This is a genomic window from Skermanella sp. TT6 (assembly GCF_016653635.2).
Classification (GTDB): Bacteria; Pseudomonadota; Alphaproteobacteria; order Azospirillales; family Azospirillaceae; genus Skermanella; species Skermanella cutis.
The window spans coordinates 2,526,725-2,553,182 of the sequence record NZ_CP067420.1; the positions used below are offsets into that span (position 1 = coordinate 2,526,725).

Genomic DNA, 26,458 nt, shown 5'->3' on the forward strand with positions numbered 1-26,458 from the left:
GTAGAGCCTTATCTCCGCGCCCGGTGCATCAGGAAGGCGTCGGTGCTGTAGATCGCCAGCGCCAGCCAGATCAGCCCGAAAGCGATGGCATGGGCCGGCGTGAAGTCTTCGCCGAACAGAAGCACGCCGATCGCCAGCTGGAGTGTCGGCGAGATGTACTGCATAAGCCCCATGGTCGACAGTTTCAGGCGTTGGGCGCCGAAGTTGAAGAAGATCAGCGGCAGCGCCGTGACCACGCCGGACACGGCCAGCAGCGCCGCCAGCCCGGGATTGTCCAGGGTGAAGACCCCCGTGCCCGCAGCGCCGATCCAGATCAGGTAGATCGCCGCGAACGGCGTCAGCATCGCCGTCTCGATCAGCAGTCCGACGAGAGGATCGATGGCCGCCTTCTTGCGGATCAGGGCATAGAAACCGAAGGTGGTCGCCAGGGTCAGCGACACCCAGGGCAGTTCGCCCAGGCTGACCACGAGGCTGGTGACGCCGACCGCCGCGAGGGCGACCGAAAGCATCTGCTTTGCATTGAGCCGCTCGCCGAGAAACAGCACGCCGAGCACCACGTTGACCAGCGGGTTGATGTAGTAGCCCAGGCTGGTCTGGACGATATGGTCGCTGTTGACCGCCCAAATGAAAAGCAGCCAGTTCGTCGTGACGAGGCAGGTGGTCAGGGCGAAAATGCCGACGCGCCGGAAGCTGGACAGGGCGGTCAGAACATCGCGCGGGTCGCGCATCACCAGCACGAGGACGATCATCAACAGCAGCGACCATAGCACCCGGTGCGACAGGATCTCGACCGGAGTGGCCGGCTGGAGCGCCTTGAAGAAGATCGGGGCGACGCCCCAGACCAGGAAGGCGCCGAGTGCGTACAGCACGCCGGAAACGGCGGGATCGACGGGAGCGCGCGCGTTACGGGCCACGCGAGGGCTGCCGGTGTTGGCGAGAGGCGATTCGGACATGATCGCTGCTTAACACGGCAGCAGACCAACCGGTGCATCGGACGCCCTGCACCGTGGGCATGACTGACCTGCGACGCGCCCGGACAGGTCAGGCGCTGCGCAATTTCTGCAGGAAACTGTCCACGGTCACGCGCAGATCCCTGGCCTTGTCGTTGACCGAGCGGGCCGAGGACATCACCTGGTCGGCTGTCCGCCCCGAATTCTCGGTGGCCGAAGCGACCCGCTCTATGTCGCAGTATACCCGCCGCGTCCCGTCGGAGGCGGTATCCACATTGTGGGCGATCGTCCGGGCGGCGCTGCTCTGGCGCTCGACGGCCGATGCGATGTCGGTGACGATGCCGCCGATCTGCTCGATGGTCTGGGCGACGCTGCTCATGGTCGCGACCGCCTTGCCGGTGACCTCCTGGATCTGGTGGATCTTCTGGGTCACCTCCTCGGTCGCGCGTCCGGCCTGTCCGGCAAGGTTCTTCACCTCGCTCGCCACGACGGCGAAACCTTTGCCCGCCATGCCGGCCCGTGCGGACTCGATCGTCGCGTTCAACGCCAGCAGGTTGGTCTGTGCCGCGATCTCGCCGATCATGCCGACCACTTGGCCGATCTCCCGCACGGTGTCGTTCAGTCCGGCCACCACGTCGTTCGTGGCGGCGACTTGGTCCATTCCGGTGCGGGCGATGGTCGTTGCCTTTCCGGTCTGGCGCTCGATATCGGCGATGCTGTCCGATAGGGCGTTCGCGGCCGAGGCCAAGCTTTCTACGCTGGCGGACGAGGTCTTCGAGGTCGAGGCGATGGCCGACGAACGCTCACGGGCATCGTCGCAGGAATTCAGCATCAACTGGGCGTTTGACTGCAACGCGGTGGCCGCCCCGGACAGGGTCTCCACCACTTGGCCGATGCTTTCGTCCAAGCGGCCCGCGAGATCGCCGAGCACGCGCCGTCGCTCCGCCTCGGACTGCTGCTTGAGGGCAGCCTGCTCGGCCTCCAAACGGAGTTTTTCGACCGTGTTCTGCTTGAGCACGAGGACGGCTCGCGCCATGACGCCGATCTCGTCATGCTGGGCGGCATAGGGGATCGTGACGGTGGACTGGCCCCCGGCCAACTGGTCGATGGCTCCGGTCAGCCGCATCAGCGGGTTGACGACCCGGCTCCGCGTGAACCACAGGAAGAACAGGCCCACCGATATCAGCGTGCAGATGGTCGCCACGCTTCCCCAGGTCACCAGGAAGGACATCAGGGAGACGGTGGACGTCAGGCTCTCGGCACCCGGAAGCCGCGCTTCGGCCATCAGTGAAGTCCAATCCTGCGTGAAGCGGCGAAGGCCCAGGAGGACGAGAACCGACATGGAGGCGCCGACGACCCCGATGCCGAGCAAGGCATAGGCGACAGCCGATCCCACGAACCGCAGCGTCAGACCCCGAACGAAACCGCCGGTAAGCGCCGTAGCCGAACCGCGTGCCATGACCAAGTCCTTTTCCCTTTTATTTTACTCGGTCAGGACTTTCGCGTGCTAAGCATTACCGCCGGCTTAACGAAGATGTATGTCAAAAGGCGGCTGCGGGTTTTTTCCGGGAACTTGGATGCGGGCATGAAAAAGGGCTCCGCCTGCGGAGCCCTTTCCCTGAAGTCTCTGCGAGGACGGAGCGCGGTCAGGCCTTGACCTGAACGTCCACGCCCTTGGAGCTCAGCATCTCCATAAGCTCGCCGGTCTGGTACATCTCGCGGACGATGTCGCAGCCGCCGACGAACTCGCCCTTCACGTAGAGCTGCGGGATGGTCGGCCAGCTGCTGAAGGTCTTGATGCCTTCCCGAAGGCTCGGGTCGACCAGCACGTCGATCCCCTTGAACTTGACGCCCAGGTGGGTCAGCACCTGGACCACGGCGGACGAAAAACCGCACTGCGGGAAAACAGGGGTGCCCTTCATGTAGAGGACGACGTCGTTGCTCTCGATGTCGCTCTTGATCCGCTCTGCTACGGAGTTATCCATCTCTCGATATCCTCGTGAATTCGACCGTTCGGGGCGACCGGCGGTGGGAACCGGCGTTGGAGGTCAATCAGGCGTCCTTGGGAACGCTGGTCTGCAGGGCCAGGGCGTGGAGTTCCCCGCCCATGCGGCCCTGCAGGGCGTCGTAAACCATCTTGTGCTGCTGAACGCGCGTCTTGCCTTTGAAAGCGGCGGATTCGACATACGCGGCGTAATGATCGCCATCGCCACGCAAATCCTCGATGCGAACCTCGGCATCGGGGATGCCTTCCCTGATCAAGCTCTCGATGAGAGCCGCGTCCATCGCCATTTTCAGCCTTCCCGCTCAGCTTGTGGGTTTAATCCGCACCGCCTGCCATGATCGACGGCAGCCAGGCTTCATGTGCCGTTCTAAGGCCATCAACCGATATGGCGTCACCCGCACCGAGTGTCAACGTGGCGCCGCCGGTCGCGCCGAGGCGCCGCACCGGCACCCCGGCCGCCTCCGCACGCGAGATCACGACTTCCGCGTCGGTCGTGGTGACGACATAGCGTCCCTGGTCCTCGCCGAACAGGAATCCGGCGGCGTCCATGTCGTCCGGCAGGTCGATCGAGGCGCCGATCCGACCCGCCATCGCCATCTCCGCCAAGGCGACCAGCAGGCCGCCGTCCGAGACGTCGTGGCAGGCCGTAAGGGCGCGGTCGAGGATCAGGTCGCGGACGAGATCGCCGTTGCGGCGTTCGGCCGCAAGGTCGACCGGCGGCGGCGAGCCTTCCTCGCGGCCATGGATCTCCCTCAGGTAGAGCGACTGACCGACATGGCCCCGCGTCTCGCCGACCAGCAGGATCGCCTGGCCCGGCGCCTTGAACGCGAGGGAGACGGCCAGCGCCGCGTCCGGCAGGATGCCGACGCCGCCGATCGCCGGAGTGGGCAGGATCGCCTCGCCGTTGGTCTCGTTGTAGAGGCTGACATTGCCCGACACGACCGGGAATTCCAGCACGGTGCAGGCGTCCGCCATGCCCTGGATGCACCCGGCGAACTGGCCCATGATCCGCGGCTTCTGCGGATTGCCGAAGTTCATGTTGTCTGTGATCGCGAGCGGCTTGGCGCCGACCGCGGTCAGGTTGCGCCACGCCTCGGCAACCGCCTGGGCGCCGCCGCGGACGGGGTCGGCGAAGCAGTAGCGGGGCGTGCAGTCGGTCGTGATGGCCAGCGCCTTGTTCGTCCCGTGGACGCGCACGACGGCGGCATCGCCGCCCGACGCCGCGACCGTGTCGGCGCCGACCTGGCTGTCGTACTGCTCCCAGATCCAGCGGCGCGACGCCAGGTCCGGGCTGCCGACCAGGCGGTGCAGGATCTCGGTGGCCGGAGCGGGCAGGGGAACCTCGGCGGCGTCGATGTCGGCCTGCGGCGGCGTGGGTTCCCACGGGCGCTCGTAGACGGGCGCGCGATCGACCAGCGGACCCACTTCCAGGTCGCAGTAGGTTTCGCCGTGCATCCTCAGGACGAGGCGGCCGCTGTCGGTGACCCGGCCGATCACGGCGAAGTCCAGCTCCCACTTGTCGAAGATCGCCTTCGCCAGATCCTCGCGGCCCGGCTTGAGGACGATCAGCATGCGCTCCTGGCTCTCGGACAGCATGATCTCGTACGGGGTCATGCCGGTCTCGCGCTGCGGCACCGTGTCCAGGTCCAGTTCGATGCCGAGGCCGCCCTTGTCGGCCATCTCCACCGAGGAGGAGGTGAGGCCGGCGGCACCCATGTCCTGGATCGCCACGATGGCGTCGGTCGCCATCAGCTCCAGGCAGGCCTCGATCAGCAGCTTTTCGGTGAAGGGGTCGCCGACCTGGACGGTCGGACGCTTCTCCTCGCTGTCCTCGGTGAACTCGGCCGACGCCATGGTGGCGCCGTGGATGCCGTCGCGGCCGGTCTTGGAGCCGACATAGACCACCGGATTGCCGACGCCGGCGGCGGCCGAGTAGAAGATGCGGTCGGTCTCGGCAAGGCCCACGGTCATCGCGTTGACCAGGATGTTGCCGTTGTAGGACGGGTGGAAATTGGTTTCGCCGCCGACGGTCGGCACGCCGACGCAGTTGCCGTAGCCGCCGATCCCGGCGACCACGCCCGAGATAAGATGGCGGGTCTTCGGGTGGTCGGGACTGCCGAAGCGCAGCGCGTTCATGTTCGCGATCGGCCGCGCGCCCATGGTGAAGACGTCGCGCAGGATCCCGCCGACGCCCGTGGCCGCCCCCTGGTAGGGCTCGATGAAGGACGGGTGGTTATGGCTCTCCATCTTGAAGATGGCGGCCTGTCCGTCGCCGATGTCGATCACCCCGGCATTCTCGCCCGGGCCGCAGATGACATGCGGCGCCTTGGTCGGGAGCTTCTTCAGCCAGACCCGAGACGACTTGTACGAGCAGTGCTCCGACCACATGACGGAGAAGATGCCCAGTTCCGTGAAGGACGGCGACCGGCCGACGATCTCCAGCATCCTCTGGTATTCGTCGGGGGAGAGCCCGTGCTCCGCGGCCAACTCGGCGGTGACGGCGGGTTCCTTGCGGGAGTTCGTGGTCACGACAGGGCCTCCACCAATCCGTCGAACAGGGCCTTGCCGTCGGTATTGCCGTGCAGCGGCTCAAAGGCCCGCTCGGGGTGCGGCATCATGCCCAGCACGGTGCGGGTCTCGTTGAACAGCCCGGCGATGGCGTTGGCCGAGCCGTTCGGGTTGCCCGAAGCGTCGATCACGCCGCCGGGTGCCACGTAGCGGAAGGCCACCATGCCGGCATCCTCGATCTGGGCGAGCGTGTCGGAGTCGGCGAAGTAATTGCCGTCGTGGTGGGCGACCGGGAACCGGACGACCTGCCCCTTGGAAAAGGCCGAGGTGAAGGCGCTCTCCGCGTTCTCGACCCGCAGGTCGACCGTCCGGCAGATGAACTTCAGCCCGGCGTTGCGCATCAGCGCGCCGGGAAGCAGGCCCGCCTCGGTCAGGATCTGGAAGCCGTTGCAGATCCCCAGCACGCGGACGCCGGCCCTGGCCCGGGCCACAACCTCGCGCATCACCGGGGACTTGGCGGCCATCGCGCCGCTGCGCAGATAGTCGCCGTAGGAGAATCCGCCCGGAACGACGATCAGATCGACCGGGGGAAGGTCGCTGTCGCGGTGCCAGACCATGGCGGGCTTGGCGCCCGTGGCGTGCTCCAAAGCGACGCTGACGTCGCGGTCGCAGTTGGAGCCGGGGAATACAATGACGGCGGCCTTCATGAGGCGCTTCAGCAACTTCCTTGGAGATGATGCCCCAGCGGCAATTGCGGCAGACACTAAAGAGCCGGCCCCGCCATTGCAAGCCCGCGGACGCGGGGCAGCCCTGCCGAAGGGCTGCCGCCGTCGCCAAAGGCCCCGAAGTCACCTGCGGCCGTACCGTTTCCTCATGATCTCCTGGGCGAAGTCGTATGCCGCCATCGCCACGCAGGCGACGAAGATGACGATCAGCACCGGCTCCGGCACATAGGCCGCGACGATGGCCAGGAACCCGGCGAAGCCGGCCAGCCCCAGGACTGCGAGAACGCTGTCGATGATCCTCATGCCTCGATCCTCATTGGGGTGTGACGATGCCGAAGCGGCGCATCAGCCAACTCGCGGTCCGCAGGAGCCGGGCATCCCCGCCGCGCCGGCCGACAAGTTGGACCCCGACCGGCAATCCGTTCTCCCCCTGGAGGAGGGGCAGGGTGATCGCCGGGACGCCGCAATAGGTCCAGATGGTGCAGAAGACCGGGTCTCCGGTCGTGGTCAGGCCCACCGGGGCCTCGCCCGTGGTAGCCGGCGTGACGATCGCGTCGTACCGGTCGAAGATGCGGTCGAGCGCGCTGTTCAGGACTTCCGTCCAATCCAGGGCGAGCGAGTAGTCGACGGCCAGAAGGGTGCGCCCCTCGTCGATCATGCCCTGGAGCAGCGGGCTGAGCTGGTCCCGGCCCCGCTCGGCATAGCGCGAGAAGTTGCGGGCGATGTCGGTCAGCATGATCGTCCTGTGCAGTCCGTGCGCCCGGTCGAACGGCTCCGGCAGGTCGACCTGGTCGATCCCGTCGCCCAACTCGTCGCGGAGTTCGCCGAAGGCTTCCCGGGTCGCCGGTTCCGCTCGGTCCCAGACGGGGGACGGCACGAAGGCCAGCACCGGCGCCAGCGGCGGCGGCGCGGCGGCGCCTTCCGCGAGTTGCGGCCGGGCCGTCGGCCGCATGGCGGGATCGCGCTCGTCGTAGACGGCCAGGACATCGCCCAGCAGGGCCGCGTCATCGACGCTCCGGGCGAAGACGCCGACGCTGTCCAGCGCCGGCGACTGGACCAGAACGCCGCGCCGCGAGATCGTGCCCCGGCTCGGCTTGTAGCCCACGACGCCGCAGAACGACGCCGGGCGGATCACGGATCCGTTGGTCTGCGTGCCGATGGCCAGAGGCACCATCGACGCCGCGACAGCCGCCGCCGACCCGGAGGAAGAGCCGCCGGGCGTCCGCCCGGGATCGTGCGGATTGCGGGTGTCGCAGGGATTCATGACGGCCAGTTCGGTCGTGGCCGTCTTGCCCATCACGATGGCCCCGGCCTCCCGGAGCCGCGAGACGATGAAGGCGTCTTCCTGCGGCCTTCTGCCCGCATCCAGCGGCGTGCCGTTGCAGGTCGGCATGTCGCGGGTGTCGATGATGTCCTTCACGCCGACCGGGATGCCGTGGAGCGGCCCGGTCGGCCGTCCGGAGGAACGCAGGCTGTCGAGCATCCGCGCCTGGAGCATGACATGGTCGGGATCGAGGAAGGTCCAGGCCCGGACCTCCCCCTCCCGCGCGTGGATGGCTTCCAGGTGGGCTTCCGCGACCTCGACGGCCCGGATCTCGCCCCGGTTGATCCGGTGGCGGAGGTCGCCGGCGGCGAGGCGCGTCAGTTCCAGGTTCGCAGTCATTCGGTTACTGACCATAGACGAGGTTGGGCAGGAAATAGGCGATCTGCGGGAACATGTAGAGCAGGATCATCGACAAGAACACCAGGAACAGGAACGGCATGCATCCCTTGAAGATCTGGACGAGTTGGACATGGGGCGGCGCGATCCCCTTCAGGTAATAGGCAGACATCGCCATGGGCGGGGTCAGGAAAGAGGTCTGAAGATTGAGCGCGATCAGGATTCCGAAGAACAGCGGGTCGATTCCGAAATGCGGCAGCAGCGGCAGGAAGATCGGCACGAAGATGATGATGATCTCCGACCACTCCAGCGGCCAGCCGAGCAGGAAGATGATCAGCTGCGCCAGCAGCAGGAACTGCAGCGGGGTCAGGTCCAGGCCGGTGACGAACTCGGTGATGACTCCTTCGCCGCCCAGGTAGGAGAAGACGGAAGAGAAGGTCCAGGACCCCACGAACAGCCAGCAGACCATCGCCGATGTGCGGACGGTCAGGTAGACCGACTGCCTCAACCGGTCCCAGGTCAGCGATCCGTAGGCCGCCGCCAGGACGAGGCCGCCCAGCGCGCCGATGGCCGCCGCTTCGGATGGGGTGGCCAGACCGAAGAGGATGGCTCCCAGCACCGACAGGATCAGCACCGCGAGCGGGAGGAAAGAGGTCGCGAGCATGACCATCAGCTTGCCGATCGGCACGTCGCCGATGTCCTCGTCCCGCGGTTTGGGAGCGACCGAGGGTTGAAGCACGGCACGGATCACGACATAGACCAGGTAAAGCCCCGCCAGCATCAGTCCGGGCAGCAGCGCGCCCGCGTACAGCCGGACGATCGAGACGCCCGACGTCGCGGCGTAGACGATCAGCATGATCGACGGCGGGATCAGGATGCCGAGCGTTCCGCCCGCGCAGATCACGCCGGAGGCGAAGCTGGTGTCGTATCGCGCCTTGAGCATGGCCGGGAACGCCAGCAGGCCCATCAGCGTCACCACCGCGCCGACGATTCCGGTGGCGGTCGCGAACAGGGCGCAGGTGATCAGCGCCGCGATCGCCATCGAGCCCGGCAGGCGGCGGGCCGCGATGAAGATCGTATGGAAGAGCCGGTCGACGATGTTGGCCCGTTCGACCACGTATCCCATGAACAGGAACAGCGGGACGGCGGTCAGCACGTCGTTCGCCATGACCGAATAGGTCTGGTTGACGAACAGGTCGAAGATGCGGTTGTCGAAGATCGTCCGCATCCGCTCGGCGTCATAATAGGCGTAGTAGCCGAACCCGACGCCCATCGCCATGAGGGTGAAGGCGATCGGGAAGCCTAGCAGGATCACGAAAAGGAACGAGCCCAGCATCAGCAGGGCTACTTGTGGATCGGACATGGATCAGCCCCGCCTGTCGCCGTTGTTCTTGTGGTGCATGGGCGTGACGACGTCCACCGCCTCCGACGCATGGGGAAGGCTGTCGGTCGCGACGGATTTCGCGAGCGCCGTCTCGGTTTCCTCGACGTCGTCGCGGGCCCGCATCCATTCGCCCGTCCGGATGCAGAGTATGCAGCGGAAGACCTGGGCGATCCCCTGGATCAGGAGAAGGATGCCGGCGGCCACGATGATCGACTTGAACTGGAAGATCGGGATACCGGCCGGGCTCATCACGCTGACCTCGGCATAGCGCCAGGACCGCGAGGCGTATTTCCAGCCCGCCAGGATCAGCGCGATGATGCCGGGAAAGAAGAACAGGAAGTAAAGCACCAGCTCGACCGTCGCCTGCGTCCGGGGACGCCACAGCCGGTAGATGAAGTCGCCGCGCACGTGCCCGTCGCGCGACAGGGTATAGGCCCCGCCCATCATGAACAGGGCGCCGTACATCATGTAGGTGATGTCGAACGCCCAGGTCGTCGGATTATCGAGGAAGTAACGGACGAAAACCTCGTAGCTGACGCCGAACGTCATGACGACGATCGACCATGCGAACGCCTTGCCGATCCACGCGGACAGGCGATCGGCAAACTCGATGTACCGGATCATGGATTTCTCCCAAGCCTCAAGCCCAGACAGGCACCGGCGCGGTCAGGGACCGCGCCGGCGTCAAAGTCGGAGCCCTGCCGGTCAGAGGGCGATCTTGCTCGGGAAATAGTGGTTGAAGGCCAGCTTGTAGTCGGGATCGTTCATCAGCTGGTAGAACACGGTGCGTTCGGTCCAGGCGCGCTGGCTGTCCATCACGCGCTTCATGAACGCATCGCCTTCGAGCTGCGGGATGAGCTTGTCCCAGGCCTCCAGCTGCTTGTTCAGGACTTCCGACGGGGTGCGGACCACCTTGACGCCCGATTCCTTCTGCAGCTTCTGCAGGTCGGCCGAGTACTGGTCGAGAGCCAGGGCGGTGTTCGCCGTGCTCGCCGATTCGACGGCATAGCGAAGGATCGCCTGGAGGTCCTTGTCGAGCCGTTCGAACCGGTCCTTGTTGAAGATGAACTCGAACGACTCGCTGGCCTGATGGTACGAGGACAGCATGTAGTTCTTGGCCACGTCCTGGGCGCCGAAACGCATGTCGGAGGTCGGGTTGTTGAACTCGAACGCGTCGATGACGCCGCGCTCCATCGCGGGGACGATTTCACCGCCGGGGAGCTGGGTGACGCGCATGCCCATGGCCTGCATGAGGTCGGCGGCCAAGCCGACCGTCCGGTACTTCAGGCCGTTGACGTCGCCGGCTCCCGCGATCTCCTTCTTGAACCAGCCGAGCGGCTGGGCCGGCATCGGGAAGCCGAAGAAGCCGACGACGTTGAGCCCCAGGATGTCCTGGGTCAGTTCGCGGTAGAATTCCTGCCCGCCGCCCTTGTGGATCCAGGCCAGCAGGTTGGTGGCGCTGCCGCCCCAGACCGGGCCGGTGCCGAACAGCGACGCCGCCTTGTGCTTGCCGTACCAGTAGACGGGGACGGTGTGGGCGGCGTCGATGATGCCGTCGTGACAGGCGTCCTGGACCTGGAAGGCGCCGACCACGGCGCCTGCGGGCAGCAGGTCGATCTTGAGGCGCCCGCCGGACATGGCCTCGACGCGTTCGACATACTGCTTCGCCATGTCCTGGAAAATGTCCGAGGATGGCCACGAGGTCTGCATCTTGAGCACGGTCGGGGACTGGGCAGTCACGACGGCGGGAGCGGCGAGGGCTCCGGCGGCGGCACCCGCCCCCAGGGCGCCCGTGCGCAGAAACTTGCGGCGCGATACCGTGGTCTCTTCGGTCTTCATGTTCATCCTCCCTACACCAAGTTTTTGTCCGGATGATTATTCTTGTGCTGCATAAGCGAAGAACCGTCCGACCAGCGCCATTGTTACTGGACGAAGGCTGCCGAGGAGCGGTTCTTCCCTGGGCCGGTAGCATAAACGAAGGTCTGGAAGCGTCAACAGGTATCGCATCTACACATCCAAAACTGGCGGTGCGCAGCAATACTTAAGATAACATTAACGCGGAGAATTGAATTACAGGTGGCGAGGCCGGCTGCTCATTCATGCCGAGCCTGCCATCCTGGAACGAGCGGTGGGGGAGGGGAGTCCCGTCGGCCGACGGGCGATCCCTAGTTCTGGCGGATGCCCTCGAACTCGATGATCAACTGCACCTCGTCTCCGACCCAGCCGTTGTCCGTCCCGTATACCATGCCCCATTCGCTTCGCCGGATGGTGCCGCGGGCGGAGACTCCGGCGACGTAGTTCGGCCTGCCGAACAGCCCTCCCCCGAAGGGGTACTCGCCGATCTTGTTGAGGGTGACGTCGAATGTCACCGGCCGGGTGACTCCGCGCAGGGTGAGGTCGCCGGTCATCTTGCCAGTCCGCTCGCCGGTCTTTTGCGCCGAGGTCATGACGAAGGTCATCTCCGGATGCCGGTCGGACCAGAAGAAGTCTTCCTTGCGCAGATGCTCGTCGCGTTTGTCGTGGTTGGTGAAGACGCTGGCGGTCCTGACCGTCACCGTCACGTCGGAAATGGCTTGCGTCTCCTCGTCGAAGCGGAAGCTGCCGGCGATGTCGCGGAACATGCCGAGCACGTCGGCATAGCCGATGTGGGAGACGAGAAAGCCGAACGACGCGTGTTCCGGATCGATCCTGTAGTCGCGCGGGACGGCGCCGGCCGGCAGCGACAGGGCCAGGGAAGCCGATAGGGCGAAGGCGCCGATCGCCCAGCGCCGGACGCTCCGGGTCGTGGGGGTGATCATTCTTTCCTCCCTGCCTGTTGTCCTGCGGCCTTGCCCGACGTTATTTAGGCGAAATGTCGTCCGCTGCCAGTGCCTGCGCGCCGCGAGCACGCCGTCGCCGTTCCGGCGCGACAGAGAGATAGTAATGCCAGACGAGGCGGGCCGCGGTGCTTCGGTAGGGGCGCCAGGGATCGCCCAGCGCCAGGAGTTCGTCGCGCGGGGGTCGGGCTTCGCGGGCGAGCAGCCATTGCAGCCCGACGGCGATCGCAAGGTCGTCCACCGGCCATATGTCGGGCCGGCACAGCACGAGCAGCAGGTAGATCTCCGCGCTCCAGCGGCCGATGCCCTTCACGCGGACCAGGGCGTCCAGCGCATCGTCGTCCGGCAGCCGGTCTATCCGATCCATGTCCAGCCGGCCGGAGGCGACCTCGCCGGCGAGGCCGCGCGCATAGACCATCTTCTGACGGCTGAAGCCGCAGGCCTTCAGCGTCTCGTCGGGCAGCGCCAGCACCGCGTCCGGCGTCGGCGTCCCGGCTGCAGCGCACAGTTTCCGCCACATGGCCTCGGCCGCCAGGGTCGAGACCTGTTGCTCCAGGATGATGCGCAGCAGTCCGGGGAAGCCGGAAGGAGTCCGAGGCAGGGGTTCGGGCAGCGGTCCACCGGCCTCAAGGCACCGCCGGAACAGCGGGTCCCGGGAGAGCAGGGATCCTACCGCGCTGTCGTGGGGACTCAACCGACGAGGTCGATGCGATAGTCCTCGATCACGGTGTTCGCCAGAAGCTTCTGGCACATGGCCTCCACCGCCTTGCGGGCGGCTTCCGGGTCGGTCTCGGCCAGGTCCAGCTCGATGAACTTGCCCTGCCGGACTTCGTCCACACCGTCGAAGCCCAGCGACTGCAGCGCGTGGCCGATCGCCTTGCCCTGGGGGTCGAGAACGCCACGTTTCAGGGTGACGTGAACATTTGCCTTCATGATCGATCTGCCTTCGAGAACGCGTGAGCTGCTACTGCATCAGCTTCGGTGTGTTGAAATCGCCGGGACCGCCCTCCGGCAGGATACCCAGCCGGCGCGCCACTTCCTGGTACGCCTCCTCGACCCGGCCGAGGTCTTCGCGAAACCGGTCCTTGTCCAGCTTCATGTTGGTCTTGACGTCCCACAGCCGGCAATTGTCGGGGCTGATCTCGTCGGCCAGCACGATCCGCATCTCGTCGTTTTCCCACAGGCGCCCGAACTCGACCTTGAAGTCGACGAGCTTCAGGCCGATGCCGAGGAACAGGCCGGAGAGATAGTCGTTGATCCGAAGCGACAGGGCCATCATGTCGTCAAGGTCCTGGGGCGTGGCCCAGCCGAACGCGGTGATATGCTCCTCCGACACCATGGGGTCGTTCAGCTCGTCGGACTTGTAATAATATTCCATGATCGAGCGCGGGAGTTGGGTTCCTTCCGGAATCCCGAATCGCTTCGACAGGGAGCCGGCGGCGACGTTCCGGACCACGAGTTCGATCGGAATGATCTCGACCTCGCGGACCAGCTGCTCGCGCATGTTGAGGCGCCGCACGAAGTGCGTGGGGACCCCGATTTCCCCCAGCTTGGTCATCAGGTATTCCGAGATCCGGTTGTTCAGGACCCCCTTGCCCGTGATGATGCCTCGCTTCTGATTGTTGAAGGCGGTCGCGTCGTCCTTGAAATACTGAACCAGAGTGCCAGGCTCCGGTCCTTCGAACAGAACCTTGGCCTTGCCCTCGTAGATCCGCCTGCGTCGCGTCATGATGGGCTTCCGGAAGTGGCAGGACCGGATTATACGGACCGGTCCAGGTAATATGGTTGCTGATATAGCAAGCAACGACGTTTAGCACAATGGAGGCGGGATGCGGAGCCTCCGCGTGCGGCTCGGGACCTCGGTCGGCCGGAATGCGCCTTCACGAGAGATCGACCTCCTCCCAAGGGGTTTCGTCGGGACGTCCCGGACAGAACCGGAAAACCGGCTCGATTTCCGGGTGATCGGCGGACGGCAGCGCCAGCAACGCGCTGCTGGTGGTTCCGAAGCCGGTCGGGGTGACCACGCACATGGCGCCCCGCGGCCCGGCGTCGCCGTCCCAGATCCGGCTGCCCAGCAGCTTCTCCCAGTCCTTCCAGTCGCCCCCGGCCGGATCGGGAACCGACGCATGGGCGAACAGGGGGCGGTAGAAGCGGATCCGGTTGCTCGAGTCGTCGTTCAGGTCGTTGGCGGTGACCATGGACACGCCTTCGGGAATCCGCTCGATCTCGATGCGGGTACCGTCCGCGCGCCGGGTGAGCCAGAAGGCGTCCCGGTTGTCGGCGACGACCAGGTTGAAAGGCCGATAGGCCGCCGGGTCGAGATGGACCAGCGCTCCGGCGGCGTCCGCCGCGTCGGCGTGGTCCAGGGCGTCCAGCACCAGCTCGCCGCGGCTGCGCTTGCCCGGTTCGGGTCCCAAGGTCCCCATGCGGTTCAGCACCACCGCGACCACGCCGGTGTCGTTCAGCGCGAGCCAGCTTCCCCCGGCCAGCTCGTCGATCCCGCCGAGCACGTCGGGCCGCTCCGGCCAGTGGCGGGCCGGCGGCTTCCAGGGCCGGCCCGCCATTTCGTCGCGGTTGCCGCCGATGATCAGCGGGTATGTCGCGCCCGGCTGGCGTAGAATGACGATAGAGCACATGGTCGTCCGTCCACTTTGCCATTATGTAGGAGACAGAACCGCCACCGGCAGGGCAGCGATCCATCCGTCGCCGGTCGCCTGGTGCCAGTCAACTGGGGAGAAGGTCGAATGACCACGTTTGAAGAGCGCGAAAGAGCATTCGAGAACAAGTTCAAGCACGACGAGGAATTGCTGTTCAAGATCCAGGTCCGCCGGGCGAAGCTGCTGGGCTTGTGGGCGGCCGACCAGATGAAGTTCGAGAAGCCGGAGGCCGACGCCTATGCCCGCGCCATCGTCGATGCCGACTTCGAGGAAGCCGGCCCCGCCGACATCGTCCGGCGGGTCTGCACCGACCTGGAACGGCACGGCATCGACATCAGCCGGCATCGGGTCGAAAAGGAAGCCGAACAGCTGCTCCAGGTCGCGCGCCAGCAAATCACCACGCAGTAAGGCCGTCCGGCCAAGCCGGTCCCCCTGGAAGGGGCCGGCAGCCGACGGCGCCCGTCACTCGCCGAAGACCCGCTTGAAGATCGTGTCCACGTGCTTCGTGTGGTAAGCCATATTGAACAGCACGGCGAGCGAGTCGGCGTCGATGTGCTTCGTCACTTCGGCGTCGTTCTGAAGGTTCTGCAGGAAGCTTCCGCCGCTCTCCCACACCTTCATGGCGTTGCGCTGGACGGCGACATAGGCGCCCTCGCGGCTCATGCCCGCCTGGGTCAGCGCCAGCAGCACGCGCTGCGAGAAGACGAGGCCGCCGAGGTCGTCCAGGTTCCGGCGCATCCGCTCGGGATAGACGACCAGCTTCTCCATCATGCCGATCGTGCGCCCCAGGGCGAAGTCCAGCGCGATGGTGGCATCAGGCCCCATCACCCGCTCCACCGAAGAATGGGAGATGTCGCGCTCGTGCCAGAGCGCCACGTTCTCCAGCGCCGGCGTGACGGCGGCACGGACCAGGCGCGCCAGTCCGGTCAGGTTTTCGGACAGGACGGGGTTGCGCTTGTGCGGCATCGCCGACGACCCCTTCTGCCCCGGCGAGAAATACTCCTCCGCCTCGCGCACCTCGGTGCGCTGGAGATGGCGAACCTCGGTCGCCAGATTCTCGATCGAGGAGGCGATCACCCCCAGCGTCGCGAAGAACATGGCGTGGCGGTCGCGCGGAATCACCTGGGTGGAGACCGGCTCGACCGCCAGCCCGAGCTTGCCCGCGACATACTGCTCGACATACGGATCGATGTTCGCGAAGGTGCCGACCGCCCCGGAGATGGCGCAGGTGGCGATCTCCGCGCGGGCGGCGACAAGCCGTTCCCGGTTGCGCGCGAACGCGGCGTAGTGCCCCGCCAGCTTCAGCCCGAAGGTCGTCGGCTCGGCATGGATGCCGTGGCTGCGGCCGATGGTCGGCGTGTCCTTGTGCTCGATCGCGCGGCGCTTCAGGGCAGCCAGCAGCGCGTCCAGGTCGGCCAGCAGCAGGTCGGAGGCCTGGGTCAGTTGGACCGCCAGGGTGGTGTCCAGCACGTCGGACGAGGTCATGCCCTGGTGCACGAATCGTGCGTCCGGACCGACATATTCCGCCAGGTTGGTCAGGAACGCGATGACGTCGTGCTTGGTCTCGCGCTCGATCTCGTCGATCCGGGCGATGTCGAACTTGCCCTTCTGCCACACGGCCTCGGCGGCGGAACGGGGGATCACGCCCAGCTCGGCCTGGGCGTCACAGGCATGCGCCTCGATCTCGAACCAGATGCGGAACTTGTTCTCGGGCTCCCAGATACGGGCCATTTCCGGGCGGCTGTAGCGCGGAATCATCGTTCATCTCTCAGGGCAGCGGCAGGGCAGCGGGTGACGGGGCGACCATAGCGGGCGCGGCCGGAATCCGCCATAGGGCGAAGTCCGAATCGATTTTCCCGGTCCGGCAACAAAAAGTTCCGTCGGCGGTTTGGTTCTCATCCGACGAAACCAAGGAGTGGATGATGAATCGGGACCAGATCGCAGGCGCGGCAAAGGACATCAAAGGCGACATCAAGAAGGAGCTCGGCAATCTGACGGGAAACCAGGCCTTGAAGGATGAGGGAAACCTCGACAAGGCCGAAGGCAAGGTCCAGAAGGGCGTCGGAAACCTCAAGGACAGACTGTAAGTCGCTCGATCTTCCAGGTCGGGCATCACTCCGACGCCAGCCTGATGCGATACACCGCACCTTCGCCCGTACCGGCGATCTCCAGGTCGGATCCCATCATCTGGCTCAGGGCTGCCGCTATCGCGAGACCGAGGCCGGTGCGCGCGTCCCGCGCCGCCGGCTGGACCCGCCGGACGTCGAAAGGCATGGCAAGCTCGCGCGGCTGCGCCAGGACGACCGGAGGGCCGCCGTCGGTGACGGACAGCCAGCCGCTGCCGGTGCCCGACTCCTCCCAGGCAACCCTCACGGCGCCCGATGCGGGCGTGCAGTCGATCGCTTCGGCCAGCACCCGCTGGACCGCCACGCCGAACCAGCTCTTGTCCGTGATCACCGCGGCGGGAGCCGCCTCCAGGTCCACCGACAGGGACACCTTCCGGGCTTCCGCCGTCCCGGCGACCGCGGCCACCGCCGCGTTGACCGCCGCTTTGAGATCGACTCGCTGGCGCGACACCGTCAGGTCGCGGCGCGCGGCATCGGCGACCAGTTCGATCTCCTCCGCTGTCAGCTTGATCCGCTCGGCGATCCCGCTCACCGCGAGCCATTCCGGTGTTTCGCCGGCGTTCGCCAAGCTGGTCTCCATGATGGTGTCGGCCAGGGCGGCGAAGCTCCGCGCACCCCGCGAAGCCAGGTTGCGCATCAGGGCCGTCGACTCGTCGGCGGCGCTGACCTTGGCGGACAGTGCCGATTCCGCGGTGCGCAGGATCTCCACCATCTGTTCCAGCTTGGCCGTCCGGGCGCGGACCGCCTCGTCAAGCCGCCGGTTCTCGTCGGCTATGCGGCGGGACATCATGCCCAGGATCGACATGTTCCGAGCCCGGCCGATGACCTCCATCCCGTCGAACGGCTTGGTCAGGAAGTCGCTCGCCCCGGCGTCGATCGCCTTCAGCCGCACGGCCTGTTCCGTGTGGGCCGTCAGCACGATCACGGGGATCATCACGTCGGGGCTGATCGCCCGGATCCGGGCCAGCACCCCATAGCCGTCCAGGCCGGGCATCTCGATGTCGAGCAGCACGAGGTGAGGGGCGATCCGCTGGAACATCTCGATGCCGACGAAAGGGTCGTTCGCCGAGAAACGCTGACGGAATCCATGCTTCTTCAGCATGCCCGACAGCATCGCGATATTCATTTCCTGATCGTCTATGATCAGCACGCGGGCATCGCGGAAATCCAATTCGCTCATGCAGGGGCCTTGTGGATAATCCGAAAGGTATGGAGTTACGCCTTATAGCAGAGTTGGGCGTCACGCGGTTTCTCAATTACTGCTGCCTGGGAGAATCGACCGCACCCCGGAGGGGCGGCGTTACAACGGCTAAGGGAGGGACAAGGATGGAAAGCGAAGAAATCCGGCGCATGCGCGTGGAACTGGCCGCGGCGTTCCGCTGGGCGGCGAGGCTCGGCTTCCATGAGGGGGTATGCAACCATTTCAGCGTCGCCGTCAGCGATTCCGGTGACCGTTTCCTGGTGAACCCGCACGGCATGCATTTCTCGGAGATCCGCGCGTCCGACCTGCTGCTGGTCGAGCCGGACGGCTCGGTCGCGGGCGGCGGCGAGCCGCCCGAACCCACGGCTTTCTTCATCCATTCCAGGCTGCACCGCGGCGTTCCCCAGGCCCGCTGCATCCTGCACACCCACATGCCCCATGCCACCGCGCTGACCACGCTGGAGGGCGGACGGCTGGAGCCGGTCAATCAGAACGCGCTGCGCTTCTACGACCGGATCGCCTATGACGACGACTACAACGGACTGGCCCTGGACGAGGAGGAAGGCGATCGGATCTGCGGCGCCCTGGGCAACCGCCAGGTCATGTTCATGGCGAACCACGGGGTGACCGTGATCGGCCACAGCGTGGCCTTCGCGTTCGACACCATGTACTACCTGGAGCGGGCCTGCCAGAACCAGATACTCGCGATGTCGACCGGCCGGCCGATGAAGCGGGTGCCAGACGACCTGGCGCGCAAGGTGGCGCTCCAGATCGCCGGCGAGGACAATTCCGACCGGCATTTCGCGGCGCTGCTCCGTATCCTCGACCGGGAGGAGCCGGACTACGCCTCCTGAGGCCTCAGAGCAGGCCCATCGCCTTGAAGCTGCTGTGCTTGCCCTTGCCGATCACGAGATGGTCGTGGATCTGCAGGCCAAGCGCGGCGGCGGCCCGGGCGATCTCCTTCGTCATTTCGATGTCGGCCCGGCTCGGCGTCGGGTCGCCGCTGGGATGGTTGTGGACCAGGATGATGGCCGAAGCGCCCAGTTCGAGTGCCCGCTTGATCACCTCGCGCGGATAGACCGGCGTATGGTCCACGGTGCCACGCTGCTGGACCTCGTCGGCGATCAGCACGTTCTTGCGGTCCAGGAACAGCAGGCGGAACTGCTCCGTCGGCAGGTGCGCCATGCTTCCCTGGCAGTAATCGAGCAGGCGCTGCCATGTGCTGAGGACCGGCCGGTCCATGATCTGCTGCCGGGTCATGCGCAGCGCGGCCGCGCCGACCACCGTCAGGGCGGCGATGGTGCCGTCGCTCAGCTTGGGAAACTGGCGGCGCAGGGACTCGGGCGGGGCGGTAAGGACGCCCCAAAGGCCGCCGAAGGCGCGGAGAAGACTCTTGGCGAGCGGTTTGACGTCACGCCGGGGCAATGCCGCGAACAGCAGCAGCTCCAACAGCTCGTAGTCCTGGAGCGCGTCGGCACCCGCCGTCAGGAACCGGGTGCGCAGGCGGTCGCGGTGGCCGAGATGGCCGGGCCCCCCGCCCTCCAGTGTCCCGGCCGCCGGGGCGTCATCGATTCTGGCCGGTTCCGTATCGTTCACGCGATCCTCGCGACAGTTCTGCATGCGATGGCATGCCGAACTATAGGCGTGTCGCGTGCGGGTTGTCAGCCGGCGTTGTAGGGCGGCTTGGTGTACCCGGCCGGCGAGAGCGTGAAGATCTCGCATCCGTCCTTGGTGACCCCGATGGAATGCTCGAACTGGGCCGACAGGCTCTTGTCCTTGGTGACCGCGGTCCAGCCGTCGGACAGGATCTTCACGTCGTACCGGCCGGCGTTGATCATGGGCTCGATGGTGAAGAACATGCCCTCGCGGAGCACGGTGCCGCGGCCCGGCTGCCCGAAATGCAGCACCGACGGCGCGTCGTGGAAGACGCGGCCCACGCCGTGGCCGCAGAAGTCGCGCACCACCGAGAACCGGTGGGACTCGGCGAACTTCTGGATCGCGTGGCCGATGTCGCCGAGTGTGGCGCCCGGCTTGACCTCGGCGATGCCGAGCATCAGCGAGTCGTAGGTGACGTCGACCAGCTTTCGCGCCTTGATGCTGACGCCGTCGCCGGCCAGGTACATCCGGCTGGTGTCGCCGAACCAGCCGTCCAGGATGACGGTGATGTCGATGTTCAGGATGTCGCCGTCGCGCAGCCGCTTGTCGCCGGGGATGCCGTGGCAGACGACGTGATTGATCGAGATGCAGGTGGCCTTGGGATATCCTCGATAGCCCAGGGGGGCCGGCACGGCTCCGTGGTCGCGGATGAAGGTCTCGCACAGGGCGTCGATCTCGCCCGTGGTGACGCCGGGCGCGACATGGGGCGTGATGAAGTCCAGCGTCGCCGCGGCCAGCTGACCGGCCTTGCGCATGCCCGCGAAATCCTCGGGCCCATGCAGACGGATCCGGTTGGAATCAAGGTCGTCGGTCTGGGCGGCTTCAGCTCTGGTCATTCTGGTTCCATAGGGTTTCAAGCAAGTTCAAGATGCACCGGGAGAGACCGCCCCAGCAGGATCGCCTCCGGGGTGACGGTGCAGGAATAGCACAACGCCTCGACGCCGGCAGTACGCGCACTGATCAGACCCCGATGGTAGGCCGGGTCGATGTCCCGTGCGACTCGGAAGTGGTCGCAATCCGCGCGTTGCACAAGATACAGCATGACCGCCCTGCATCCCAAGGCGACCATGTCCGCAAGCTCGACCAGGTGCTTGGCGCCCCGCGCGGTGACGCAGTCGGGGAATTCCGCGGCGGTCCCGCCGTGACGGTCCGCGCGCCGCAGATGGACGTTCTTGACCTCGACATAGGTGGCCGGACGCCCGTCGGCCTCCAGCAGCAGGTCGATGCGGGAGTTGCGGCCGTATTTGACCTCTCGCCGGACCGTCGCGTAACCGGCAAGCTCGGGGATCGCGCCGGCGCGGATCGCGGCCGCGGCGACGGCGTTGGGATGACCCGTGTTGACCCCGACCGGGCGGCCGTCGGCCTCGACCAGCTCCAAGGTGTAGGCCAGCTTCCGCGCCGGGTTGTCGGACCGTGACAGCCAGACCCTTGACCCGGGGGCTTGAAGGCCGAGCATGGCACCGGAATTCGGCACATGGGCGGTGACGACGGCGCCGTCCGGCAGGGCCACGTCGGCCAGGAAGCGCTTGTACCGCTGGATGAGCCGCCCTTCGGTCAATGCTGCGGGAAACTGGATGCCGGGCAGGGACGGGGCGGTGGAGAGCGTCGCGGTGTGGAGCGTCATGGTCCCGGTCTTCTAGCCGCCCCGGTCGGGGAACGGCAAGGATCCTCGCCGGGCGCCCCGCCCATTTTCGCACGCCTATGCCTTTCGAAAGTTTCGGAACGGAACGTAAACCCGATCCCGTTGTTAGACCGCTGCCGCGCTCGACGCGGCTTCTCGGAGTTGAGTATGTCCACAGCACCCGCCTTCATCATCGAGACGGCCGGAACCGCCGTCGGAGTCGTCGTCCTGCAGGACGGCGGTTATCGATTCTTCGCCTCCGATGCCGCGGCACGGGCATTGGAAGGCCGCATCTTCAAGAGCCCCGCCCAGGCCGAGCGCGAGGCGCGCCGCCTGGAAACGTCGCTGCGGTCCGGCCGTGCCATGATGCGCGCTTGACGGTCCGCCGAACCGTCCCGAGAGTGGCTGGCCGGCCCGCTGGCCGGTCACGATCCGCAAGGGGGAACCTGGAACCATGAGCGAAGACATTCCGAACGTGCAGCCTGAGGACGTCTGGGAAGCGCTGAAGGCCGATCCCTCCGCCAAGCTGGTGGATGTCCGGACGGCGCCCGAATGGTCGTTCGTGGGTCAGCCGGACATGTCGTCCATCGGCAAGCAGCCGGTCCGGATCCAGTGGCAGGTCTATCCCGGCATGGAAGTCGATTCCGACTTCTTGCACAAGCTGCGGATGGAGGGGGTGGAGCCGGAGGACAAGGTCTATTTCCTCTGCCGCTCCGGCGTCAGGAGCACGGCCGCCGCCAAGCTGGCCGCCGAGAACGGCTATGGCCGGGTCTTCAACATCGCCGACGGCTTCGAGGGGCCGAAGGACGAGCAGGGCCACCGGGGCACCGTCGCCGGCTGGAAGCGGTCCGGCCTGCCCTGGACCCAGGGCTGACAGCCGGCGCCCGGCGTCTCACCGGTCGAGCAGGCCGTGGCGCCTGTGCCAATCCTCCAGCGAATAGTCGGGATACCGGGCGAAATGAACCTCGCCCGGTCCCGTCGGCACCGTTACCCAAGGCGCCTTGAAATCCAGCATGATGTGGACCCGTTCCGGCGGCACCGGCAGCGGCGTGTCGATCGCCGACGCGAAGGGATGGACCAATTCAGGCCAGGCCGGGTCTTCCGCCCACAGGGCGGCTCCGCACCGGCTGCAGAAATGCCGGTGCGAGGGGCCGAGGTGGGTCTTGCCGGGATTGTCCCGATCCTCCATCGGAGCCCGCCACGTCGCGACCGCTTCCTTGCCCTGCGAGACCTGCAGCGTGTCGGCGTCGCCGCCCAGGTTGATGGCGTAACCGCCGCCGCCGGCGCTCTTCCGGCAGATCGAGCAGTAGCAATGCATGAACGGGACGGGTGTGGGCGAGTTCAGGGAGAACCTGACCGCGCCGCAGCGGCATGATCCGTCGAGCTTCATCAAGTCCTCCCTTGTCCCGTCCCGGCCGTTGCGTTGATCAAAGGGTCTGCACGTAGTTCAGCGGAACGAACTCGTATCCGGAACCATCGCGCCGGACATGGCCGGCATTGGGCAGGCCCCAATGGTAGCCGAACGCCAAGGCCCGGTCAGCCGCGATTCGGTCCAGCAACCTTCGGCGGGTCGCCCGGGCCATGTCGGCATCCATGTCGAACACCGCCGACCAGTCGGGGTTCCGGACGAACAGGAACGGCACGTTGGTCGTATCGGCCAGCGCCATGACCGTGTCGTTGCCGGACGAGATCTGAAGGACCGTATGCCCCGGCGTGTGGCCGTAGGCTTCCACGGCGGTGAAGCCCGGAATGATCTCCTCGTCGGCCTTGTAGCGCCGGACCCGGTCGCCGAGATCGCCGAAGGTGGAGCGGACCAGTTCGAATGCCGGCTTCCGCCCCGCCGGCGCCCGGCTCATCTCGCCCTCGTCCATCCAGTACGCCCATTCCGCTTCGGGAACGAGGATCTCCGCATTGGGAAAGGCCAGGCCGTTGTCGGTGCCCTTGATCCCCGAGATGTGGTCGCCGTGGAAATGCGAGATCACCAAGGTGGTGATCGAGGCCGGGTCGATCCCGGCCGCCGCCATGTTCCGGCTCATCATGCCGGTGGTCGGCCCCAGCTTGCCGCCGGAACCGGCGTCCAGCAGGACGACCTGGCTGCCGGTATGGACGACCGCCGGCGTGTAGGTGATGCGCAGGCTGTCCGTCGGGCGGAAGGCATCCTTCAGAGCCGCCTGGACCTGGTCGAGCGGAGCATTGACGACGAACTGGTCGTTCATGGGCCGGGTGCCGTACCCGTCGAACAGGGACGTCACCTCGAACGAACCGACCTTGTAGCGGAAAGCTCCCGGAAGCTGGGCGTTGGCCTGCGGCGGCACGCCCTGGGCGCTGGCCTTGCCGGAGGCGAGCGGCCCTGCCGCGGCCACCGCGGTGACGGCCGCGGCGGTGCCGAGTAGAGCCCGACGGTTCATTCCTGCTTCTGTCATGGCTTCGTTCCTCTTGCTGTTTGCTGGCTGCCGTTTGCCTGCCGGTACCGTCATTTAGGTCGACGCGCGCGAAAGTCTCCGCCGCCCGTTCAAGCAGGACAACCCTGTGAAATGCATCAGGTGCTGCCCTGTTCCTGCAGCTCCCGTCGAAAGTCGGGCATGCCTGCCATGAGGCTTTTCCCGGACCGGAACCCTGTCCGGATGTCGGAAGTGCCGAATAGACTGGGCTCAACCGCAAGTTCAGCAGCCACATGGAAAAAGGGGGAGGAACGATGGAGAGGTTCACGAAACGGGCACTGGCAGCCTGTTCGCTCCTGGCGCTGATGGGGACCGCCGCCGCGGCGCAGACCGGAGGCACGGCATCGGTGGCGGAAAAGACCTACAGGGTCGCGGGCCTGACCTCTCCGGCCGAGATCATCGTCGACCGGTGGGGCGTTCCGCATCTTTACGCGGACAACACTTACGACGTATTCTTCGTGCAGGGCTTCAACGCGGCGCGCGATCGGCTCTGGCAGATCGACCTGTGGCGGAAGCGCGGCATGGGCGAGCTCGCCCGCGACTTCGGCCCGGCCTATGTCGAGCAGGACCGGATTGCCCGGCAATTCCTGTACCGCGGCGACATGTATCGGGAATGGCTGGCGTACGGGTCCGACGCGAAACGGATCGCCCAGCGGTACACCGACGGCGTGAACGCTTTCGTCACCCTCGCCCGGCAGAACGCCGACCTGCTGCCCCTGGAGTTCAAGCTCCTGGGCTACCAGCCGTCCTACTGGTTGCCGGAAGACATCGTGCGCATCCGGAGCCACGGCCTGACCCGCAACCTCGACAGCGAGATCGAGCGCGCGGCCGTGGCCTGCGCCGCCGACCTCGAGACCGACCTGATGCGCCGCACCCTCGAAGTCGATTCCGAAACGGCGGAGTGGCAGACGAAGGTCCCGGAGGGGCTCGATCCCTGCGCGATTCCGCCCCAGGTCGCGCAGGCCTACAAGCTCGGCACCGGCGGCGTCACCTTCACCAAGGAGAAGCTGGCGGGCGCCCAGCGGGCGGAGCTGGAGCCCGGACGGGTGCCGGAGATCGAGCCGACGGCGCTCGGCAGCAACAACTGGGCGATCGCCCCGGCGAAGACCACCACCGGCAGGGCGATCCTGGCCAACGACCCCCACCGGGCCCACGGGGCGCCGTCGCTGCGCTACATCACTCACCTGAACGCGCCGGGCTTCAGCGTGATCGGAGCCGGCGAGCCGTCGCTTCCCGGCATCTCGATCGGCCACAACGGCAGGATCGCGTTCGGCCTGACTATCTTCTCGATCGACCAGGAAGACCTCTACGTCTATGACCTGAACCCGGCCGACCGCTCCCAGTACAGCTATCAGGGACGGTGGGAGCCGATGACGACGGCGTCCGACGAGATTCCGGTCAAGGGGCAGCCCGATCGCAAGGTGGACCTTCGCTACACCCGGCACGGACCGGTGCTTCACGTCGACGAGGCGACCAACAAGGCCTACGCCGTGCGCGCCGCCTGGCTGGAACCGGGGATGGCGCCCTATTTCGGCAGCATCGACTATATGCGCGCCGAGAACTGGGACGAGTTCCTGGCCGCCATGAACCGCTGGGGCTCCCCATCGGAGAACCAGGTCTATGCCGACACCGACGGCAACATCGGCTGGAAGCCGGGCGGGCTGACTCCCGTGCGGCCCAACTGGGACGGGCTGCTGCCCGTGCCGGGCGACGGCCGCTACGAATGGGCGGGCTACCGCGACATGGACGAGTTGCCGGTCGAGTACAATCCGCAACGGAACTGGGTCGGCAGCGCCAACCAGAACAACCTGCCGGCGGGCTATCCCAACGCCGAGAAGAAGATCGGCTTCGAATGGACGGACCCGTCCCGCTTCGACCGCATCAGCGAGGTCCTGGACGCCGACCGAAAGTTCGGGCTGGAGGACTCCATGGCGCTGCAGGCCGACAACACCTCCATCCAGGGCCGGCGCGTCACCGCGCTGCTCAAGGGGCTCCAGAGCTCGGACGGGGACGTGGAGGAAGCGCTCCGGATGCTGACCTCCTGGAACGGCGTGCTGACCGCCGACACCGCCGCCGGTGCGCTCTACGAGGTCTGGTTCATGAAGCACCTGCGGCCCGCGGTGGTCCGCGCGACGGTGCCGAAGGACGCCGTGGAACTGGTCGACAAGGGCGGCGTCCGGAGCGGCGAGCCGGCGGCGATCATCGCGGTGCTGGAACAGCCGGACCAGCGGCTCGGCGACACTCCGGCAGAGGCGCGCGACGCGCTGCTGCTGGAAACCCTGAAGCCGGCGGTATCGGAGCTGAAGGCCAAGCTGGGACCGAACATGCAGGCGTGGCGCTGGGCAAGCCTGCACCACGGCTACTTCGAGCATCCCCTGGCCGCGGTTGTCGGGGCGGAGGAGAAAGGCCGGCTGGATGTCGGTCCGTTCCCCAAGGGGGGCAGCGGCTTCACGCCGAACGCGACGACCTATCGGACCAGCGACTTCCGCATCACCGCCGGCGGTTCTTTCAAGATGGTGCTGGACGTCGGCAATTGGGACGCGTCGCGCGCGGTGAACACGCCGGGTCAGTCCGGCGATCCGAACAGCCCCCATTACCGCGACCTCGCACCGCTCTGGCAGCAGGAGCAGTATTTCCCGCTGCTCTACAGCCGCAAGGAGATCGAAGGAGCCGCCGCCGAGCGGATCCGGCTGATGCCGTCCAACTGA

At 66.4% G+C, this 26,458-nt stretch carries 29 protein-coding genes; 6 read left to right on the forward strand and 23 right to left on the reverse strand.

All coding sequences use genetic code 11. The features are described from left to right. Nucleotides 1–8 precede the first annotated feature (8 nt). The 16 genes from rarD to IGS68_RS11940 all read right to left on the reverse strand — a co-directional run bounded on the left by rarD (nucleotide 9) and on the right by IGS68_RS11940 (nucleotide 14,684). Nucleotides 9–953, reverse strand: a complete 945-nt coding sequence (gene rarD, locus IGS68_RS11865; protein WP_201080189.1) for an EamA family transporter RarD — start codon at nucleotides 951–953, stop codon at nucleotides 9–11. Between the two features lie 88 nt (nucleotides 954–1,041). Then, nucleotides 1,042–2,409, reverse strand: coding sequence for a methyl-accepting chemotaxis protein (locus tag IGS68_RS11870; protein WP_201080191.1), 1,368 nt, complete (start codon nucleotides 2,407–2,409; stop codon nucleotides 1,042–1,044). Between the two features lie 187 nt (nucleotides 2,410–2,596). Next, nucleotides 2,597–2,935 (reverse strand): Grx4 family monothiol glutaredoxin, encoded by a 339-nt coding sequence (grxD, locus tag IGS68_RS11875; protein WP_201080193.1) that lies wholly within the window; start codon nucleotides 2,933–2,935, stop codon nucleotides 2,597–2,599. A gap of 67 nt (nucleotides 2,936–3,002) precedes the next feature. Further along, nucleotides 3,003–3,242 (reverse strand): BolA family protein, encoded by a 240-nt coding sequence (locus IGS68_RS11880; protein ID WP_201080195.1) that lies wholly within the window; start codon nucleotides 3,240–3,242, stop codon nucleotides 3,003–3,005. A gap of 28 nt (nucleotides 3,243–3,270) precedes the next feature. Continuing rightward, nucleotides 3,271–5,484, reverse strand: a complete 2,214-nt coding sequence (purL, locus tag IGS68_RS11885; RefSeq protein WP_201080197.1) for a phosphoribosylformylglycinamidine synthase subunit PurL — start codon at nucleotides 5,482–5,484, stop codon at nucleotides 3,271–3,273. Beyond that, nucleotides 5,481–6,170 (reverse strand): phosphoribosylformylglycinamidine synthase subunit PurQ, encoded by a 690-nt coding sequence (gene purQ, locus IGS68_RS11890; RefSeq protein WP_201080199.1) that lies wholly within the window; start codon nucleotides 6,168–6,170, stop codon nucleotides 5,481–5,483. The genes purL and purQ overlap by 4 nt, the downstream gene beginning before the upstream one ends. 141 nt (nucleotides 6,171–6,311) lie before the next feature. Continuing rightward, nucleotides 6,312–6,491, reverse strand: a complete 180-nt coding sequence (locus IGS68_RS11895; RefSeq protein ID WP_201080201.1) for a hypothetical protein — start codon at nucleotides 6,489–6,491, stop codon at nucleotides 6,312–6,314. Nucleotides 6,492–6,501: 10 nt separating this feature from the next. Further along, nucleotides 6,502–7,851 carry an amidase gene (locus tag IGS68_RS11900; protein WP_201080203.1) on the reverse strand — a complete coding sequence of 450 codons (1,350 nt, stop codon included), beginning with the start codon at nucleotides 7,849–7,851 and terminating at the stop codon, nucleotides 6,502–6,504. Nucleotides 7,852–7,855: 4 nt separating this feature from the next. Then, the gene (locus IGS68_RS11905; protein ID WP_201080219.1) at nucleotides 7,856–9,211 is read right to left on the reverse strand and encodes a TRAP transporter large permease; all 1,356 of its coding nucleotides are present in this window, start codon (nucleotides 9,209–9,211) and stop codon (nucleotides 7,856–7,858) included. A gap of 3 nt (nucleotides 9,212–9,214) precedes the next feature. Continuing rightward, nucleotides 9,215–9,856 carry a TRAP transporter small permease subunit gene (locus IGS68_RS11910; RefSeq protein WP_201080221.1) on the reverse strand — a complete coding sequence of 214 codons (642 nt, stop codon included), beginning with the start codon at nucleotides 9,854–9,856 and terminating at the stop codon, nucleotides 9,215–9,217. Nucleotides 9,857–9,937: 81 nt separating this feature from the next. Continuing rightward, nucleotides 9,938–11,071, reverse strand: coding sequence for a TRAP transporter substrate-binding protein (locus tag IGS68_RS11915; RefSeq protein ID WP_201080223.1), 1,134 nt, complete (start codon nucleotides 11,069–11,071; stop codon nucleotides 9,938–9,940). A 326-nt stretch (nucleotides 11,072–11,397) separates the two neighbouring features. Continuing rightward, nucleotides 11,398–12,030, reverse strand: coding sequence for a YceI family protein (locus IGS68_RS11920; RefSeq protein WP_201080225.1), 633 nt, complete (start codon nucleotides 12,028–12,030; stop codon nucleotides 11,398–11,400). Between the two features lie 40 nt (nucleotides 12,031–12,070). Then, the gene (locus IGS68_RS11925; protein WP_201080227.1) at nucleotides 12,071–12,742 is read right to left on the reverse strand and encodes a DNA-3-methyladenine glycosylase family protein; all 672 of its coding nucleotides are present in this window, start codon (nucleotides 12,740–12,742) and stop codon (nucleotides 12,071–12,073) included. Beyond that, a complete protein-coding gene (purS, locus tag IGS68_RS11930) occupies nucleotides 12,739–12,981 on the reverse strand; it encodes a phosphoribosylformylglycinamidine synthase subunit PurS (protein WP_201080229.1) in 243 nt (80 codons plus the stop codon). Before purS ends, IGS68_RS11925 begins: the two co-directional genes overlap by 4 nt. A 31-nt stretch (nucleotides 12,982–13,012) precedes the next feature. Then, entirely contained in the window at nucleotides 13,013–13,777 is a 765-nt protein-coding gene (gene purC, locus IGS68_RS11935; protein ID WP_158045432.1) for a phosphoribosylaminoimidazolesuccinocarboxamide synthase, read from the reverse strand. A gap of 151 nt (nucleotides 13,778–13,928) precedes the next feature. Continuing rightward, on the reverse strand, nucleotides 13,929–14,684 hold the full coding sequence (locus IGS68_RS11940) for an NRDE family protein (RefSeq protein ID WP_201080231.1): 756 nt from the start codon (nucleotides 14,682–14,684) through the stop codon (nucleotides 13,929–13,931). A 108-nt stretch (nucleotides 14,685–14,792) separates the two neighbouring features. Here IGS68_RS11940 and IGS68_RS11945 point away from each other — a divergent pair, with 108 nt between their 5' ends. Further along, nucleotides 14,793–15,113: a DUF1476 domain-containing protein gene (locus tag IGS68_RS11945; RefSeq protein WP_201080233.1), complete on the forward strand. Its 321-nt coding sequence runs from the start codon at nucleotides 14,793–14,795 to the stop codon at nucleotides 15,111–15,113. A 54-nt stretch (nucleotides 15,114–15,167) separates the two neighbouring features. Here the strand turns inward: IGS68_RS11945 and purB are convergent, their stop codons facing one another. Further along, nucleotides 15,168–16,463: an adenylosuccinate lyase gene (gene purB / locus IGS68_RS11950; protein WP_201080235.1), complete on the reverse strand. Its 1,296-nt coding sequence runs from the start codon at nucleotides 16,461–16,463 to the stop codon at nucleotides 15,168–15,170. A 161-nt stretch (nucleotides 16,464–16,624) separates the two neighbouring features. Here purB and IGS68_RS11955 point away from each other — a divergent pair, with 161 nt between their 5' ends. Next, nucleotides 16,625–16,792: a CsbD family protein gene (locus IGS68_RS11955; protein WP_247881288.1), complete on the forward strand. Its 168-nt coding sequence runs from the start codon at nucleotides 16,625–16,627 to the stop codon at nucleotides 16,790–16,792. Between the two features lie 25 nt (nucleotides 16,793–16,817). Here IGS68_RS11955 and IGS68_RS11960 read toward each other — a convergent pair whose 3' ends face one another. Further along, a complete protein-coding gene (locus IGS68_RS11960) occupies nucleotides 16,818–18,011 on the reverse strand; it encodes a response regulator (protein ID WP_201080237.1) in 1,194 nt (397 codons plus the stop codon). A 146-nt stretch (nucleotides 18,012–18,157) separates the two neighbouring features. Between IGS68_RS11960 and IGS68_RS11965 the strand changes: the two genes are divergently transcribed. Further along, nucleotides 18,158–18,886, forward strand: a complete 729-nt coding sequence (locus IGS68_RS11965; RefSeq protein WP_247881289.1) for an aldolase — start codon at nucleotides 18,158–18,160, stop codon at nucleotides 18,884–18,886. A 4-nt stretch (nucleotides 18,887–18,890) separates the two neighbouring features. On the opposite strand, the gene radC is transcribed toward IGS68_RS11965, so the two are convergent. From radC to sfsA, 3 genes are all read right to left on the reverse strand, one after another. Beyond that, nucleotides 18,891–19,628 carry a RadC family protein gene (gene radC / locus IGS68_RS11970; protein ID WP_247881290.1) on the reverse strand — a complete coding sequence of 246 codons (738 nt, stop codon included), beginning with the start codon at nucleotides 19,626–19,628 and terminating at the stop codon, nucleotides 18,891–18,893. A 65-nt stretch (nucleotides 19,629–19,693) separates the two neighbouring features. Beyond that, nucleotides 19,694–20,524 carry a type I methionyl aminopeptidase gene (gene map, locus IGS68_RS11975; RefSeq protein WP_201080243.1) on the reverse strand — a complete coding sequence of 277 codons (831 nt, stop codon included), beginning with the start codon at nucleotides 20,522–20,524 and terminating at the stop codon, nucleotides 19,694–19,696. Between the two features lie 17 nt (nucleotides 20,525–20,541). Beyond that, nucleotides 20,542–21,264: a DNA/RNA nuclease SfsA gene (sfsA, locus tag IGS68_RS11980; protein ID WP_247881368.1), complete on the reverse strand. Its 723-nt coding sequence runs from the start codon at nucleotides 21,262–21,264 to the stop codon at nucleotides 20,542–20,544. Nucleotides 21,265–21,477: 213 nt separating this feature from the next. Here sfsA and IGS68_RS11985 point away from each other — a divergent pair, with 213 nt between their 5' ends. Both IGS68_RS11985 and IGS68_RS11990 read left to right on the forward strand, forming a co-directional pair. Beyond that, nucleotides 21,478–21,687, forward strand: a complete 210-nt coding sequence (locus IGS68_RS11985) for a hypothetical protein (protein WP_201080247.1) — start codon at nucleotides 21,478–21,480, stop codon at nucleotides 21,685–21,687. 76 nt (nucleotides 21,688–21,763) lie between these two features. Beyond that, nucleotides 21,764–22,183: a rhodanese-like domain-containing protein gene (locus IGS68_RS11990; RefSeq protein ID WP_201080249.1), complete on the forward strand. Its 420-nt coding sequence runs from the start codon at nucleotides 21,764–21,766 to the stop codon at nucleotides 22,181–22,183. 18 nt (nucleotides 22,184–22,201) lie between these two features. On the opposite strand, the gene IGS68_RS11995 is transcribed toward IGS68_RS11990, so the two are convergent. Both IGS68_RS11995 and IGS68_RS12000 read right to left on the reverse strand, forming a co-directional pair. Beyond that, nucleotides 22,202–22,699, reverse strand: coding sequence for a GFA family protein (locus tag IGS68_RS11995; protein ID WP_201080251.1), 498 nt, complete (start codon nucleotides 22,697–22,699; stop codon nucleotides 22,202–22,204). Between the two features lie 37 nt (nucleotides 22,700–22,736). Then, a complete protein-coding gene (locus tag IGS68_RS12000; protein WP_201080253.1) occupies nucleotides 22,737–23,732 on the reverse strand; it encodes an MBL fold metallo-hydrolase in 996 nt (331 codons plus the stop codon). Nucleotides 23,733–24,004: 272 nt separating this feature from the next. On the opposite strand from IGS68_RS12000, the gene IGS68_RS12005 reads away from it, so the two are divergent. Beyond that, nucleotides 24,005–26,458, forward strand: coding sequence for a penicillin acylase family protein (locus tag IGS68_RS12005; protein WP_247881291.1), 2,454 nt, complete (start codon nucleotides 24,005–24,007; stop codon nucleotides 26,456–26,458).